Annotated in this window: 15 protein-coding genes; 6 read left to right on the forward strand and 9 right to left on the reverse strand. The window is 70.2% G+C overall.

Translation table 11 applies throughout. The annotated features are described in order from the left end of the window. Positions 1-78: 78 nt before the first annotated feature. The 3 genes from IEY88_RS19220 to IEY88_RS19230 all read right to left on the reverse strand — a co-directional run bounded on the left by IEY88_RS19220 (position 79) and on the right by IEY88_RS19230 (position 2,015). Complete coding sequence (locus tag IEY88_RS19220; protein ID WP_189156167.1) at positions 79-636, reverse strand: LppU/SCO3897 family protein; 558 nt, start codon at positions 634-636, stop codon at positions 79-81. A 258-nt stretch (positions 637-894) separates the two neighbouring features. Continuing rightward, positions 895-1,377, reverse strand: coding sequence for an LppU/SCO3897 family protein (locus IEY88_RS19225; RefSeq protein ID WP_189156168.1), 483 nt, complete (start codon positions 1,375-1,377; stop codon positions 895-897). 50 nt (positions 1,378-1,427) lie between these two features. Beyond that, positions 1,428-2,015 carry an LppU/SCO3897 family protein gene (locus tag IEY88_RS19230; RefSeq protein ID WP_189156169.1) on the reverse strand — a complete coding sequence of 196 codons (588 nt, stop codon included), beginning with the start codon at positions 2,013-2,015 and terminating at the stop codon, positions 1,428-1,430. A 109-nt stretch (positions 2,016-2,124) separates the two neighbouring features. Between IEY88_RS19230 and IEY88_RS19235 the strand changes: the two genes are divergently transcribed. From IEY88_RS19235 to IEY88_RS19260, 6 genes are all read left to right on the forward strand, one after another. Then, on the forward strand, positions 2,125-3,765 hold the full coding sequence (locus IEY88_RS19235; RefSeq protein ID WP_189156170.1) for a DNA repair helicase XPB: 1,641 nt from the start codon (positions 2,125-2,127) through the stop codon (positions 3,763-3,765). Further along, complete coding sequence (locus tag IEY88_RS19240) at positions 3,762-4,190, forward strand: hypothetical protein (protein ID WP_189156171.1); 429 nt, start codon at positions 3,762-3,764, stop codon at positions 4,188-4,190. The genes IEY88_RS19235 and IEY88_RS19240 overlap by 4 nt, the downstream gene beginning before the upstream one ends. A 76-nt stretch (positions 4,191-4,266) precedes the next feature. Then, entirely contained in the window at positions 4,267-4,947 is a 681-nt protein-coding gene (locus tag IEY88_RS19245) for a response regulator (protein WP_189156172.1), read from the forward strand. Beyond that, positions 4,944-6,320, forward strand: a complete 1,377-nt coding sequence (locus IEY88_RS19250) for an ATP-binding protein (protein WP_189156173.1) — start codon at positions 4,944-4,946, stop codon at positions 6,318-6,320. Before IEY88_RS19245 ends, IEY88_RS19250 begins: the two co-directional genes overlap by 4 nt. Before the next feature lie 446 nt (positions 6,321-6,766). After that, on the forward strand, positions 6,767-7,204 hold the full coding sequence (locus tag IEY88_RS19255) for a GerMN domain-containing protein (protein WP_189156174.1): 438 nt from the start codon (positions 6,767-6,769) through the stop codon (positions 7,202-7,204). Between the two features lie 8 nt (positions 7,205-7,212). Then, complete coding sequence (locus tag IEY88_RS19260; RefSeq protein WP_189156631.1) at positions 7,213-8,133, forward strand: o-succinylbenzoate synthase; 921 nt, start codon at positions 7,213-7,215, stop codon at positions 8,131-8,133. Here IEY88_RS19260 and IEY88_RS19265 read toward each other — a convergent pair. From IEY88_RS19265 to IEY88_RS19290, 6 genes are read right to left on the reverse strand one after another with little or no spacing between them, the layout of a single operon-like run. Next, positions 8,123-8,653, reverse strand: coding sequence for a Uma2 family endonuclease (locus IEY88_RS19265; RefSeq protein ID WP_189156175.1), 531 nt, complete (start codon positions 8,651-8,653; stop codon positions 8,123-8,125). The genes IEY88_RS19260 and IEY88_RS19265 overlap by 11 nt on opposite strands. Before the next feature lie 28 nt (positions 8,654-8,681). Then, the gene (locus IEY88_RS19270) at positions 8,682-9,794 is read right to left on the reverse strand and encodes a CapA family protein (RefSeq protein ID WP_189156176.1); all 1,113 of its coding nucleotides are present in this window, start codon (positions 9,792-9,794) and stop codon (positions 8,682-8,684) included. 5 nt (positions 9,795-9,799) lie between these two features. Then, positions 9,800-10,396 carry an SRPBCC family protein gene (locus IEY88_RS19275; protein WP_189156177.1) on the reverse strand — a complete coding sequence of 199 codons (597 nt, stop codon included), beginning with the start codon at positions 10,394-10,396 and terminating at the stop codon, positions 9,800-9,802. Continuing rightward, positions 10,393-11,214: an FAD binding domain-containing protein gene (locus tag IEY88_RS19280; RefSeq protein ID WP_189156178.1), complete on the reverse strand. Its 822-nt coding sequence runs from the start codon at positions 11,212-11,214 to the stop codon at positions 10,393-10,395. Before IEY88_RS19280 ends, IEY88_RS19275 begins: the two co-directional genes overlap by 4 nt. Beyond that, a complete protein-coding gene (locus IEY88_RS19285; protein ID WP_189156179.1) occupies positions 11,211-13,637 on the reverse strand; it encodes a xanthine dehydrogenase family protein molybdopterin-binding subunit in 2,427 nt (808 codons plus the stop codon). Before IEY88_RS19285 ends, IEY88_RS19280 begins: the two co-directional genes overlap by 4 nt. Continuing rightward, positions 13,634-14,167, reverse strand: coding sequence for a (2Fe-2S)-binding protein (locus IEY88_RS19290; protein ID WP_189156180.1), 534 nt, complete (start codon positions 14,165-14,167; stop codon positions 13,634-13,636). The genes IEY88_RS19285 and IEY88_RS19290 overlap by 4 nt, the downstream gene beginning before the upstream one ends. Positions 14,168-14,247: the final 80 nt, after the last annotated feature.

Here is a 14,247-nt window from a genome sequence, read left to right on the forward strand (position 1 = left end):
TTCTCCTCGGATGAGTCACGCGGAAGACAGCGAAACCGGAGCCGTGGGACACGACTCCGGTTTCGCGGTTCAAGCCTGTTACGCGGGCGCGCCGACGCAGTAGTGCAGCTTCGCCTCGGGGAAGGACTGCGCTTCCTCACCCTCGGGGCACTGCGGTGCGGCGGAGTCCTTGACGACCTTCGTCACCTTGAAGGCGGCCGACCCGGTGCACTCCACGGCCTTCGCGCCGACACCGCCGACGTTCTCGGCGTAGCACTTGCCCTCGGCGAGAAGCGGCGCGAGGCACAGCTTCGTCTTCGGGCCGCGGCGCTGCGTCTGCGTGTACTCGTCGTACCCGTTGCCGCACACCTCGCTGGTGCCACCGGTCTTGCCGATGGTGTAGTTCGCGTCGGCCGCTCCGCAGTCGGCCGCCTTGTACTCCGGCGCGGTCGAGGTGCCGCTGACGACGGCGCAGTCACCGACCTTGGCCTGCGCGACGTCGCTGCTGAAGTAGTTGAACGCGTAGAACGCGCCGGCCACCACGATCAAGCCGACGATGTAGGTCAGGATCCGCTTGCCGATGCCGGACTTCTTCGGCGCGGGCTCCTGCGCGGGCTCCGGCGCGGACGCGGGCGAAGCGGATTCAGTCGTGCTCATGCTCGTCTCTCATTTCCCAATACCCCAGACGGCCCATGCCCCCCGACACGGCCGGAGCAGACAGTGCCATGTGGAGCGGGAAACTTCTCGGGCTTTACGGAAACGTTACGGCGGCTTGGATCACCTGAGAGGTCGTGGTGCGCAGCGTTCCACGTGGACGGTCGCGAGTGGAGCGCTTGCCGGAGGATCACTCCTGTCAGCCCGGCGAGGACCGGTGAACCCCTTCCCGGTCCGCTGCGAGGCCGGCGCGGCGGCCGGTCACTGCTTCTGGTCGCCGCGCTCCAGGCAGAAGGTGATCGCGGGCTCCGGGAAGACCGCCGCCCGTGAGTTCGGGCAGGCCGCCTGGTCGGCCTTGCCGCTGACCACCTTGGCGACCTTGACCGAGTCCTTCGTGACGCAGTCGACCCTGGCGATGCCGCTGTCGGAGTCCTGGCCGTAGCAGGCGCCCTCGACGAAGTTCGGCATGAGGCACAGCGTGGCGTCACCCGTGTACGTCGAGTAGTCCATGCCACCGGACGGGCAGGTCTTCTCGTTCCAGCCGAGCACCTTCGCGATCTTGACGTTCGCCTGCTCGGAACCGCAGTCGAGCGCCTGGTAGCGCGGGTTGTCGAACGCGCCGGTGATCCGCGCGCAGTCGCCGGCCCGCGCCGCCTTCGCCGCGTCGCCGAGCTGGTTCAGCACGAACCCGCCGAGCAGCACGAGCGCGAGGACAACGGCGATACCCAGGCCGACCTTCTTCATGGCCTGGGTATCGGCGCCGCACCGGGGGCGACTCAACCGAGTTCACCCGATCAGGATCCTTCGTGGACACCCATGCAGTAGACCGAGGCGGGCTCGGCGAACCGCAGCTCGCTGGAGCCCTCGGGACACACCGTGCCCTCCTCGGGCAGGCCGTCGATCTTCTTCACGATCTTGACCGGGGACTCGGTCGTGCACGCTTCCTTCTGGAAGGCGCCGTCGTCGTTCGACGTGTAGCAGTTGCCCTCGGCGAGGTTCGGCATCAGGCACACCGACTCGCTGCCGGACTTGATCTGCTCGTAGATGCCCTCGGTCGGGCACTGGTCCTCGTCGTCGTTCTGCAGCACCTTGACGACCCGGTGGGTGGCGCCGTTGTCGCCGCAGCCCTTCGAGGAGAGGTTCCAGTCGCCGTCGGGCTTGTCCACCTCCTTCGGCGAGGCGCTGACGCAGTCGCCGGCCTTCGTGCCGCCGAGCGACGTGAGCGCCCACACGCCACCGCCGACCAGGACGACCGCCAGCACGCCGACGATGACGAACTTCAGCCAGTTGTTGTTCTTGGGCGACTCGCCGGTCTCGGCCTCTTCTGGAGCCGGTGCCACCGTGGCCGGTGGCTCGACGGGATCAGTCGACTCGGTGCTCATGGGCGAGAAACTACGACACGGGGTGTTGGCTGCGTGTGTCGCCTCACAGTTGTCGTCACCAGTTGACGCAGGTCGAACGCATTTGGCGTCGTCAGGGAGACTTGTAGGCGTGACCGATGGCCCTTTGATCGTCCAGTCGGACAAGACCCTGCTGCTCGAGGTCGACCACCCGCTCGCCGACGACGCGCGCACGTCCATCGCGCCGTTCGCCGAGCTGGAGCGGGCTCCGGAGCACGTGCACACGTACCGCGTGACGCCGCTGGCCCTGTGGAACGCGCGCGCGGCCGGGCACGACGCCGAGCAGGTGGTCGACGCGCTGGTGCGGTTCAGCCGCTACCCGGTGCCGCAGCCGTTGCTGGTGGACGTGGTCGACACGATGAGCCGGTTCGGCCGGCTGGTGCTCGCCAACAACCCGGCGCACGGGCTGGTGCTGCACACCAACGACCGAGCCGTGCTCGAAGAGGTGCTCCGCAACAAGAAGATCGCGCCGATGTTCGGGGCCCGCATCGACGACGACACCGTCATCGTGCACCCGAGCGAGCGCGGGCGGCTCAAGCAGCTGCTGCTCAAGGTCGGCTGGCCGGCCGAGGACGAGGCCGGGTACGTCGACGGCGAGGCGCACGCGATCTCGCTGGAGGAGAACGGCTGGAAGCTGCGCGACTACCAGCGCCTGGCCGCGCAGACGTTCTGGGCGGGCGGTTCCGGCGTGGTCGTGCTGCCCTGCGGCGCGGGCAAGACGCTGGTCGGCGCGGCGGCGATGGCCGAGGCCCAGGCGACCACGCTGATCCTGGTCACGAACACCGTGGCGGGCCGGCAGTGGAAGCGGGAGCTGATCGCGCGCACGTCGCTGACCGAGGAGGAGATCGGCGAGTACTCCGGTGAGCGCAAGGAGATCCGGCCGGTCACGATCGCGACCTACCAGGTGATCACCCGCAAGTCGAAGGGCGAGTACAAGCACCTGGAGCTGTTCGACTCGCGCGACTGGGGCCTGATCGTCTACGACGAGGTCCACCTGCTGCCCGCGCCGGTGTTCCGGATGACCGCCGACCTGCAGTCGCGCCGGCGCCTGGGGCTGACGGCGACGCTGGTCCGCGAGGACGGCCAGGAGGGCGACGTCTTCTCGTTGATCGGCCCGAAGCGCTACGACGTGCCGTGGCGCGACATCGAGGCGCAGGGCTGGATCGCGCCCGCCGAGTGCACCGAGGTCCGGGTGACGCTGACGGACAACGAGCGCCTGCAGTACGCCACGGCCGAACCCGAGGAGCGCTACAAGCTCTGCTCGACGGCCCGGACCAAGATCCCGGTGGTCCGCCGCGTCCTCGAGCGCCATCCCGACGAGCCGACTCTCGTGATCGGTGCTTATCTGGACCAGCTCGACGAGCTTGGCGAGGAACTGGGGGCGCCGGTGATCAAGGGATCCACGAAGAACAAGGAACGTGAGGAACTGTTCGACCGGTTCCGCCGCGGCGAGATCCGCACGCTGGTGGTCTCGAAGGTCGCGAACTTCTCGATCGACCTCCCCGAGGCGTCCGTGGCCATCCAGGTGTCCGGCACGTTCGGCTCCCGGCAGGAGGAGGCCCAGCGCCTCGGCCGGATCCTGCGTCCCAAGGGCGACGGCCGGCAGGCGCACTTCTACTCGGTCGTCTCGCGCGACACCCTGGACACCGACTACGCCGCGCACCGCCAGCGGTTCCTCGCGGAGCAGGGCTACGCCTACAAGATCGTCGACGCCGACGACCTGGTCGGATGACGTCCTGGTGGATGTGGAACCCGGCCGGGACCGTGCCGACGCGGCGGTTCCGGTCGGAGGAGTCGCTCGCGCGCTCCGCTTCCGAGGTGGAGGTCGTGCGGGCCGACGACTTCACGTGCCCGGTGCAGCGGCGGCGCGCCACGGCCGTGCGCGCGGACTTCCTGCGCGTGTCCGGCGACCCGGTGCAGGTGGCGCTGGTCGAGCAGCGGCTGTGGACGTTGCTCGTGGCGTTGCGGCGGGCCCAGCCCCTGCGTGACGCCCTGGCCACCGCGGTGCCCAGGGCCGGCCGGGCGGCGCTGGTGGCCGAGCCCTCGCGCGAGCTGGCCGAGTTCGACCGGCGGTTCGACCAGTTCGCGGACGCGTTGCGGGTGCTGGTGGCGGAGCCGACTCCGGAGCAGCTGCGCCACACCGCCGCTCTCGACTAGCGCGGCTCGGTCGTCGTTACGCAACGATGACGTCGCACGAACGTCCCCATGAGACCCGTCGGGAAGGCTGGAGGGCATGCCGCGCGTACTGCTGATCGAGGACGACGAGGCGGTCCGCGAGGGACTGTCGCTCGCCCTGACCTACCAGGGACACACCGTGGACGCGGTGCGCACGGGTGAGGAAGGCCTCGAACTGCTGGGCAGCGTCACGCCCGACGTCGTCGTGCTGGACCTGATGCTGCCCGGCGTGGACGGGTTCGAGGTGTGCCGCCGCATCCGGGCCGGCGGAGACCTCCCGATCATCATGCTGACCGCGCGCAACGACGACATCGACGTGGTCGCGGGCCTCGAGGCGGGTGCCGACGACTACGTGGCCAAGCCGGCCCAGGCCCGTGTGCTGGAGGCGCGCATCCGGGCGGTGCTGCGCCGCTCGACCGCCTCGGTCGCCGAGGTCGTGGCCGAACGCCACGGCGACCTGACGATCGACCGCGAGGGCCTCGTCGTGACGCGGTTCGGCAGGCCGGTCTCGCTGGCACCGACGGAACTGCGGCTGCTGCTGGAACTCTCCTCGTCGCCCGGCCGCGTGATGTCGCGCCAGCAACTGCTGAGCTCCGTGTGGGACCAGGGCTACCTCGGCGACTCACGGCTGGTCGACGCGTGCGTGCAGCGGCTGCGGTCGAAGATCGAGGACGACCCCGCCGCACCCGTGTACGTCCAGACCGTCCGGGGCTTCGGCTACCGCTTCGGGCCGCTGTGACGCTGCGCCTGCGACTGCTGCTCGCGTTCGCCCTGCTGACCATCGTCACCGCCGCGGCCGTCGCCGGCGCCGGGTACGTGCGGGCGCGCGACGCGATCGTGCAGCGCGCGCAGGACAACGCCGTCATCGAGACCACGAACCGCGTCGAGCAGCTCTACCCGCTGCCGACGCGAGCCGTGGACACCAGCGTCCTGGAACGGGTCGCCGCGCGCGTCTCTGGGCGTGAAGGCTCGGCTTTGGCTTACGGCAACGGGTTCGCTGCGGGCGGTATGCCCCCGTCGGTGATCACGGCGGAGCTGCGCGCGCTCGTGTCCACCGGCCGCGTCGGCTGGCAGCGCGTCTCGTACTCGGACGGCGTGTGGCTCGTCGTCGGCATGCAGCTGCGGACGTCGTCCGGCGGTCCGTCGGGCATCGAGGTCTACGTGCTGCGGCCGTTCACGTCGGAGATCGCGTTCGTGGAGGAACTCGCGCGCAACGCGTGGCTGATCGGCGGCGCCGTGCTGGTCCTGGCTCTGGGACTGGGTTTCCTCGCCGCGCGCGGCGTGCTGCGGCCCGTGCGGGAGCTGCAGCTCGCGGCCTGGCAACTCGGGCAGGGCGACCTGTCCGCACGGGTGCCGGTGCGCGGGCGCGACGAACTGGCTTCCGTCGCGTCGACGTTCAACAGCACGGCGTCCTCCCTGGAACACCACGTCGGTGAGCTGCGACGGATGGAGGCCGACGCACGGCGGTTCGTCGCGGACGTGTCGCACGAACTGCGCACCCCGCTGGCCGCTATGACCGCCGTGACCGATGTGCTGGACGCCGAGACCGCGTCCCTGCCCGGTGTGGCCGGGCAGGCGGCGCGGCTCGTGAACCGGGAGACGCTGAACCTGACGCGCCTGGTGAACGACCTGATCGAGGTGACGCGCTTCGACTCCGGCACGGCGGCGCTCGCGCTGGACGACGTCGACGTGGCCGAGGTGGTGCGGACCTGCCTGCGGATGCGCGGCTTCTCGGACGTGTCCGCGTCGCTGCCGGACGGCGTGCGCGCGCGGCTGGACCCGCGCCGGGTGGACGTGATCGTGGCGAACCTGGTCGGCAACGCGCTGCGCCACGGTGCGCCGCCGGTGTCGCTCGTGCTGTCGGTGACGGGATCTTCGCTGGTGATCGAGGTCGCGGACTCCGGACCGGGTTTGCCGTCCGAGGTGCTGCCGCACGTGTTCGCGCGGTTCTACAAAGCCGATTCGTCGCGGGGGCGGTCGGAGGGGTCCGGGCTCGGGCTGGCGATCGCGTGGGAGAACGCGCGGCTGCACGGGGGCACGCTGGTGGCGGCGAACCGGCCAGGGGGCGGGGCGTTGTTCACGCTCCGGTTGCCGCTGGGGGGTGGGGTGTGAGGCCGAAAACTGTCGGTGCTGCCTGGGAGAATGGAATCAGGGGGACCCCCTGGAGGGGACCCCTGCGCGAGCGTGGGTCGGCAGCGCGAACTCCTCAGCTTGAGCGTGGGCTCGCAGCGCGAGACCCTCAGCGCGAGCGCGCACCGGCAGCGGGAAAACCCCTGCGCGAACGTGCACCCGCAGTGCAACAACCCCTGCGCGAACGCGCACCCGCAGCGCAACAACCCCAGCGCGAACATGCACCCGCAGCGCAACAACCCCAGCGCGAACATGCACCCGCAGCGCAACAACCCCAGCGCGAACATGCACCCGCAGCGCAACAACCCCTGCGCAAGCACGCACGCGCAACGCGAACTCCTCAACGCGAGCGTGGACCGGCAGCGCGACACCCTCAGCGCGAGCATGCACCCGCAGCGCGACGACCCTCGCGCAAGCTCGGGCCGGCGGTGCTCGTCCTCTCCGTCCTCGCCCTCCTCACCGCGTGCGGCATCCGCCCCACCGACCCGATCCCCGGCCTCGAAGCCCCCAGCGGCCCCGTCGAGAACGCCTCGCCGTCGCTCTTCTGGGTCTCCGAGGGCCGGGTGGTGCCGGTCAGCCGGTCGCAGGGCAGCCTGAGCGGCTTCGACGTCGTGGCGCTGCTCGCCCAGGGCCCGACCAACGCCGAGCAGGCCCGCGGGCTCAGCACCGAGGTGCCGTTCGACGCCGCGCCCGCCACGGTGGACCGCGTCGCGAGCGGACTCGACGTGAACCTGTCGAGCGACGTCTCGCAGCTCAGTGGCGCTGCCGTGCAGCAGATCGTGTGCACGTTGCTGGCCGTTCAGCCCGTCGGCTCGGTGAACCTGCGCGGGGGCGGGCATTCGCTGGAGCTGCGGAAGTGCGCTTGAATCTGGCCGTGCACGTCTACTCCGTTCCGATGCGCGTCCGGTTCCGCGGCATCACCCAGCGCACCGGACTGCTGTTCGAAGGTCCGGCCGGGTGGGGCGAGTTCTGCCCGTTCGAGGAGTACGACGACGACGAGGCCGCGGCCTGGCTCGCGTGTGCGCTGGAGGCCGCCAACGAGGGCTGGCCGACGCCTCTTCGCGACCGCGTCCCGGTCAACTGCACCGTGCCCGTGGTGAGCCCCGAGAAGGCGCACGAGATCGTGGCGCGCTCCGGCTGCTCCACGGCCAAGGTGAAGGTCGCCGAGTCGACGCTGGAAGAGGACTGCCTGAGGCTCGAGGCCGTGCGGGACGCGTTGGGGCCACAAGGGTTCGTTCGCGTGGACGCGAACATGTTGTGGGACGTCGACACGGCCGTTGCGGCGATCAAGGCCATGGACAAGGCAGCCGGCGGGCTCCAGTACGTGGAACAGCCGTGTCACACGTTGGACGAGCTGGCGGCGGTGCGGCGAAAAGTGAACGTGCCGATCGCCGCGGACGAGTCCATCCGCAAGGCCGAGGACCCGTTGAAGGTGGCGGTGTCGGGGGCCGCGGACATCGCGGTGATCAAGGTGGCGCCGCTCGGCGGGGTCAGGAAGGCCCTCGAAGTGGCTGAGGCGTGCGGGTTGCCGTGCGTGGTGTCGTCGGCGCTGGAGACGTCCGTGGGCATGGCGGCCGGGGTGGCGTTGGCGGCCGCGTTGCCGGAGCTCGACTACGCGTGCGGGCTGGCGACGCTGTCATTGCTGGACGGTGACGTCACGAGCGACTCGCTCCTGCCGAAGGACGGCTATCTGCCCGTGCTGACGAAGGCACCGGTGCCGGACCGCATCGAGGAGTTCGAAAGCCCCGCACCGAAAGCCTGGGTCGACCGGTACGAGAGGGTGCTCAGTCGATGAGCTGAGCCAGCTCGACCCGCACGGGAAACGGTTCCGAGGACTCGTGGACCTCGGTCGCGGCGACCAAGTCCTCGTACTGGCGGTCCTGCCCCAGCCGCAACGGAGTCAGCGACAGCGGCGCCAGGTCTACGATCCAGTAGAACGGGACACCGGCCTCCGCGTAGTCGAGGCGCTTGGCCCGGCGGTCCGTGTAGCGCGAGTGCGGCGACACCACCTCGACGGCGATCACGACCTCGGCCGCCCTGAGCAGGCCCTGGGAACCGCGGTGGCACACGACCACGTCCGGGCGCCGGACGAAACCGGGGGCGTCCGGCGGTGCCAGCTCCAGGTCCACGTCCGGCCCGTACACGACCTCGAGGTGGGCGGGGAGCTGGCCCGCGAGCTGCATGATCAGGTTGCCGCAGGCGAAGTTGTGCGGGGAGAGCCCGGCGGGCGACGTGATCAGCCTGCCTTCGACGAGCTCCGTGCACCCGGCTGCGCCGAGCCGGGCGTACTGGGCGACGGTGAGCAGATCGGTCATGCACGGCACCGTCGCACATGGAGACGATCTAAGGCTTGGCCCGCTTCAAGCCCTGCTCGGCGGCGCCCATGCTGAACACGATCCCCTCGGTCCGGGTGATCGCCTCGGTCCGGCGCGCGGACGCGGGCACCCGGGTCAGGTCCACCAGCCGGATCGGCGGTCCCAGCTCCACCAGCGTGGGCGTGTAGGACGCGTCGACCACGGACCACCCCGACGGCCCCTGCTCGAACTTGAACCGCGCGATCGCCCCCTCCTCCGTCACGCCACGGGGCTCGGCGTGCCGGGCGACCTCGTTGCCGAGGCCGTAGGCGACCCACTTGCCGCCGATCTTCTCGAACGGCTGCACGACGTGCACGTGCGTGCCGATGATCAGGTCCAGCGCCGGGTCGGCGAGGAGCCGGCGGGCCAGGGCCTTCTGGTCCTCGGTGGCCTCGTGCTGGTACTCGTTGCCCCACTGGATGGACAGCACGACGACCTCGGCGCCGGCGGCACGGGCGGCGCGGGCGTCGGCGAGGATCTTCGTGGCGTTGATCTGGTTCGCCCGCCACGGCTGGGGCAGCGGGATGCCGTTGAAGCCGTAGGTGAAGGACAACTGGGCGACGCGAACCCCGCCCGCGTCCAGGATCAGCGGGGCGGCCGACTCCTCCTGCGTGCGGAACGAGCCGGTGTGCTTGAGGCCGACGGCGTCCATCGCGTCCAGCGTCGTGGTGATCGCGGAGACGCCCCGGTCGAGGGTGTGGTTCGAGGCGGTCGAGCACGAGTCGTACCCGACGTCGACCAGGCCCTTCGCCACCTCGGGCGGCGCGAGGAAGGCCGGGTAGCCGAAGAACGGGCCCTCCTTCGGGCCCAGCGGCACCTCGAGGTGGCACAGCGAGAGATCGGCCTTCAGCGCGTCCTTGATGCCCGCGAACAGGGGCAGGAAGTCCCGGCCCGCCGCGCCTCCGTCGGCCACGGCCTGGTCGGTCAGCGCGGGGTGGATCAAGATGTCGCCGCCCGCGGTCAGCACGAACGACCGCGGCGGGGGCGGGCCCTGGGAGGTCGCCGGCGGTGGCACGGGCGTCGAGGTGATGACGACCGGCGAACCGGTGCACGCGGACAGCAAAAGACCGGTGGCCAGCACGAGTGCCGGCCACCGGACCACACGCTTCAGTGCTGCCGCCGGCGTCGCAGGACCACTAACAGGGCGACCGCCAGCGCTGCGGCCGCAAGGGGCAGCACGCGCTTCAACACCGGAACGCCTGCCGTGTCGATCAGGTCGATCGGCTCGTCGGGAACCACTCGGAGATGCTGCTGTTGCGCCACCTCGTCAGGATCCACGGATCCCAGCGTGCTCGCCAGGCATTCCGCGAACTGGGCGACGAGCTTGCCGCTGACCTCGGCGATCAGGCCGCGGCCGAGTTGCGCCGGACGCCCCGTGACCGCCAGGTCGGTCTCCACCTCGACCGAGTCGCCGACGACGAAGATGACCACCGCCGACGCCGTGCCGTTGCCACGGGTGTCCTTGCCCGCGGCTTTCATGACGGCACGGCGCAGCACCGGGTCGACCTCGACGAACTCGCCGGTGCCCCGGTACAGCAGTTGCACCGGGCCGAGCTTGACCTTCACCTCCCCTCTGAACGTCTTGCCGTCCACCGAGGTCAGCGTGGCACCGGGCAGGCACGGCGCGACCCGTTCGGGGTCGAGCAGCGCCTCCCACACCTCCTCGGCGGGCCCGGGCGACTCGAACGAATGCGTCAGCTTCATCCGACGGCCGCCGTCAGCGCGCGACCGGTCAGCACCCTCGCCAGGTTGTCCTTGTAGCCGTCACCGGTCGACGCCCGCCCGGCGGCCGCCGAGATCGACTCGGCGGTGGCGGGCAGCCCGACCAGGGCCGACTCGACCTCGACCGCGCGGACCGGCCCGGACCCCACGTTGGTGAGACCGACCCTGGCCGCGGCGATCACGCCGTCGCTGACCCGCACGGCCGCCGCGACCGCGACGATCGACCACGCCTGCGCGACCCGGTTGAGCTTCTCGTAGTGCGCGCCCCAGCCGGTGTACTTCGGCACGCGGACGTCGAGCAGGATCTCGTCGGGGGCCAGCGCCGTCGTGAAGTAGTCGACGAAGAACTCCGACGCGGACACCTCCCGGCGTCCGGACGGCCCGGCGATGATCATCACGGCGTCCAGCGCCAGCGCGGGGGCCAGCAGGTCGCCCGCCGGGTCCGCGTGGCACAGCGAGCCGCCGAACGTGCCGCGGTGCCGGATCTGCGGGTCGGCCACCGTGTCCGTGACCAGCTTGAGCAGCAACGCGTGGTCGTGGATCAGATGGTCGCGCTGCACCTCGTAGTGCGTGGTCATGGCACCGATGAGCAACGAGTCGCCGTCGTCGCGCACGCCCGTCAGCTCGGTCAGGCCACCGATGTCGATCAACGCGGTTGGCGCCGCCAGCCTCATCCGCAGCACGGGCACCAGTGACTGCCCGCCCGCGATGACCTTGGCGTCCTCGCCCTCCTCGGCGAGCATCCGCACGGCTTCGTCCACAGTGGACGGAAACAGGTACTTGAACTCCGCCGGGATCACGACTGCCCTCCCTGCGCGTCGATCGAACCGAGTCCGCCCGCGGCCACGTCACCGGCACCGGGATCCGGCCGGCCCTGCAACGCGGTCCACACGCGCTCCGGCGACATCGGCATCTCGATGTCCCGCACGCCCAGGTGCCGCACGGCGTCCAGCACGCTGTTCACCACGGCCGGTGTCGAGGCGATCGTGCCCGCCTCGCCGACTCCCTTGGCGCCCAACGGGTTGGACGTCGCCGGGGTCGTGGTGCGGTCCGTGAGGAACGCCGGCAGGTCGGCCGCGCACGGCACGAGGTAGTCGGCGAACGTCGCCGTCGTCAGCGTGCCCATCTCGTCGTGCGTTGCCTCTTCGTACAACGCCTGCGCGATGCCCTGCGCCAGCCCGCCGTGCACCTGTCCGTCGACGATCAACGGGTTCACGACCGTGCCGACGTCGTCCACGGCGACGTACCGCACGATCTTGACCATGCCGGTCTCGGTGTCGACTTCTGTTGCGCACAAATGGGTTCCGTGCGGATAAGAGAAGTTGTCCGGGTCGAACGTGGCGTCGGCGTCCATGCCGGGTTCCATGCCCTCGGGCAGGTCGTGCGCGACGTGCGCGGCCAGCACCACGTCACCCAGCGCACGGACCGTCGACGTGCCGCGGACGGAGAACGAGCCGGAAGCGAACTCCACGTCCGCCTCGTCGCACTCCATCATGTGCGCGGCCAGCGTCCGTGCCTTGGCCAGCACCTTGTCCGCGGCCTGCACCAGCGCCGTGCCGCCGACCGCCAGCGACCGCGATCCGTAGCTGTCCATGCCCTTGTGCGACGTCGCCGTGTCGCCGTGCAGCACCTCGATGTCCTCGAACGGGACGCCGAGCCGGTCGGCGACGATCTGCGACCAGACCGTCTCGTGGCCCTGCCCGTGCGGCGAGGTCCCGGTGATCACCTCGACCTTGCCGGTGGGCAGCATCCGGATCGACGCGGTCTCCCACCCGCCCGCGCCGTACCGCAACGCGCCCAGCACTCGCGACGGCGCGAGGCCGCACATCTCGGTGTACGTGGAGATCCCGATGCCGAGCTGGACGACCGAACCGTCCGCACGACGCCGCGCCTGCTCCTCGCGCAGGTCGTCGTACCCGAACAACTCCATCGCGCGAGCCGTCGCGGCCTCGTAGTTGCCGGAGTCGTAGGTCAGGCCGGCGACCGTGGTGAACGGGAACTCCTCGTGCTTGATCCAGTTCATCTCACGGATCTTCATCGGCTCCATGCCGAGCTCGACCGCGAGCTCGTCCATCATCCGCTCGATCGCGAACGTCGCCTCTGGCCTGCCGGCGCCGCGGTAGGCGTCCGTGGGCACCTTGTTCGTGAACACGTTGGTGCACTCGAACCGGTAGCCGGCGAACTTGTAGATCGAGTTGAACATGAACGCGCCCAGGATCGGCACGCCCGGCGTGACCAGGCGCAGGTAGGCGCCCATGTCGGCGAGCAGTTCGACCTTCAGGCCGGTCACGGTGCCGTCGCGGCGGGCGGCCAGCGTGATCTTCTGGACCTGGTCGCGGCCGTGGTGCGCGGCCAGCATCGACTCGGTGCGCGTCTCGGTCCACTTCACCGGACGCCCCATGCGGCGGGCGACCAGCAGGCACAGCAGTTCTTCCGGGGTGACCTGGAGCTTGCCGCCGAAGCCACCCCCGACGTCCGGCGCGATCACGCGGAGCTTGCTCTCGGAGATGCCCGTGACGGCCGAGAGCATCCACCGCAGGATGTGCGGAATCTGCGTAGCCGACCAGACGGTGAACATGCCCGCGCTCGAGTCCACGACGACCGACCGCGGTTCCATGAACGCCGGGATCAGCCGCTGCTGCCGGAACGTCCGCTCGATCACGACCTCGGCGGCCGCGATCTCGTCCTCGACGTTCGTCCCCGCCCCTGCCTCGGCGGAGTCGAAGATCCACGTCGCGCACCTGTTCGTGCCGAGGTCCGGGTGCACCAGATCGTTGTCCCGCAAGGCTTCTTCCATGTCGAGCACGACCGGGAGGTCCTCGTAGTCGACGTCGATCGCTTCCAGCGCGTCCGCGGCGTGGTACGCGCTGTCGGCGATCACCAGCGCGACGGCCTCACCGGCGAAGTTGACCTGGTCGACGGCCAGCGCGGGTGCGGGCGGCGACTTCATGTCCTCGGTGATCGGCCAGGCGCACGGCAGGGAACCCTGTTCGGCGGCGAAGTCCTCACCGGTCAGCACCACGGCCACACCGGGCATCGCCGTCGCGCGGCTGACGTCGACGCCGGTGATGCGGGCGTGGGCGACGGGGCTGCGCAGCACCGCCATGTGCAGCATGCCGGTCAATTGGAGGTTGTCGGTCCACCTGGTCTCACCGGTGATCAGGCGCGCGTCCTCCTTGCGCAGCCTGGCTTTGCCGACCTCCGGCTCCGCTGTGGCGGTCATTCGCCACCTACCGGCTGCTGGGACGGGACGTGCTCGTCGCTGTGCTGTTCCTGCTTCGGGCCCGCGCCGGGCTTCATCCGCTGGGCGGCGTCCTGAACGGCGCGCACGATGTTCTGGTAGCCCGTGCAGCGGCAGAGGTTGCCCTCGAGGCCCTTGCGCACGGTCTCGTCGTCGGGGTCGGACTCGTCCGCGAGCAGGTCGATGGCCTGCATGATCATGCCGGGCGTGCAGAAACCGCACTGCAACGCGTGGTTCGAGTGGAAAGCCTCCTGCACCGGATGCAGCTTGCCGTCGCGAGCGAGGCCTTCGATCGTGGTGACCTCGTGCCCGTTCGCCTGCACGGCCAGCATCTGGCACGACTTCACGCTGTGGCCGTCGAGGTGAACGGTGCAGGCGCCGCAGTTGCCGGTGTCGCAACCGACGACGGTGCCGGTCTTGCTCAATCGCTCTCGTAAGTAGTGCACGAGCAGGAGGCGGGGTTCGACCTCGTCGGCGTATGTCACTCCGTCGACGTTGACCGAGATGTGCATTGAAACCCTCCCAGGGTGGTGGGCATGCAAGTGACGAGGGTCACTCCAGCTTGCTCCCTGTTTGCGGGTTCAACAACCCG

This window comes from Lentzea pudingi, from assembly GCF_014646255.1.
Taxonomy (GTDB): Bacteria; Actinomycetota; Actinomycetes; order Mycobacteriales; family Pseudonocardiaceae; genus Lentzea; species Lentzea pudingi.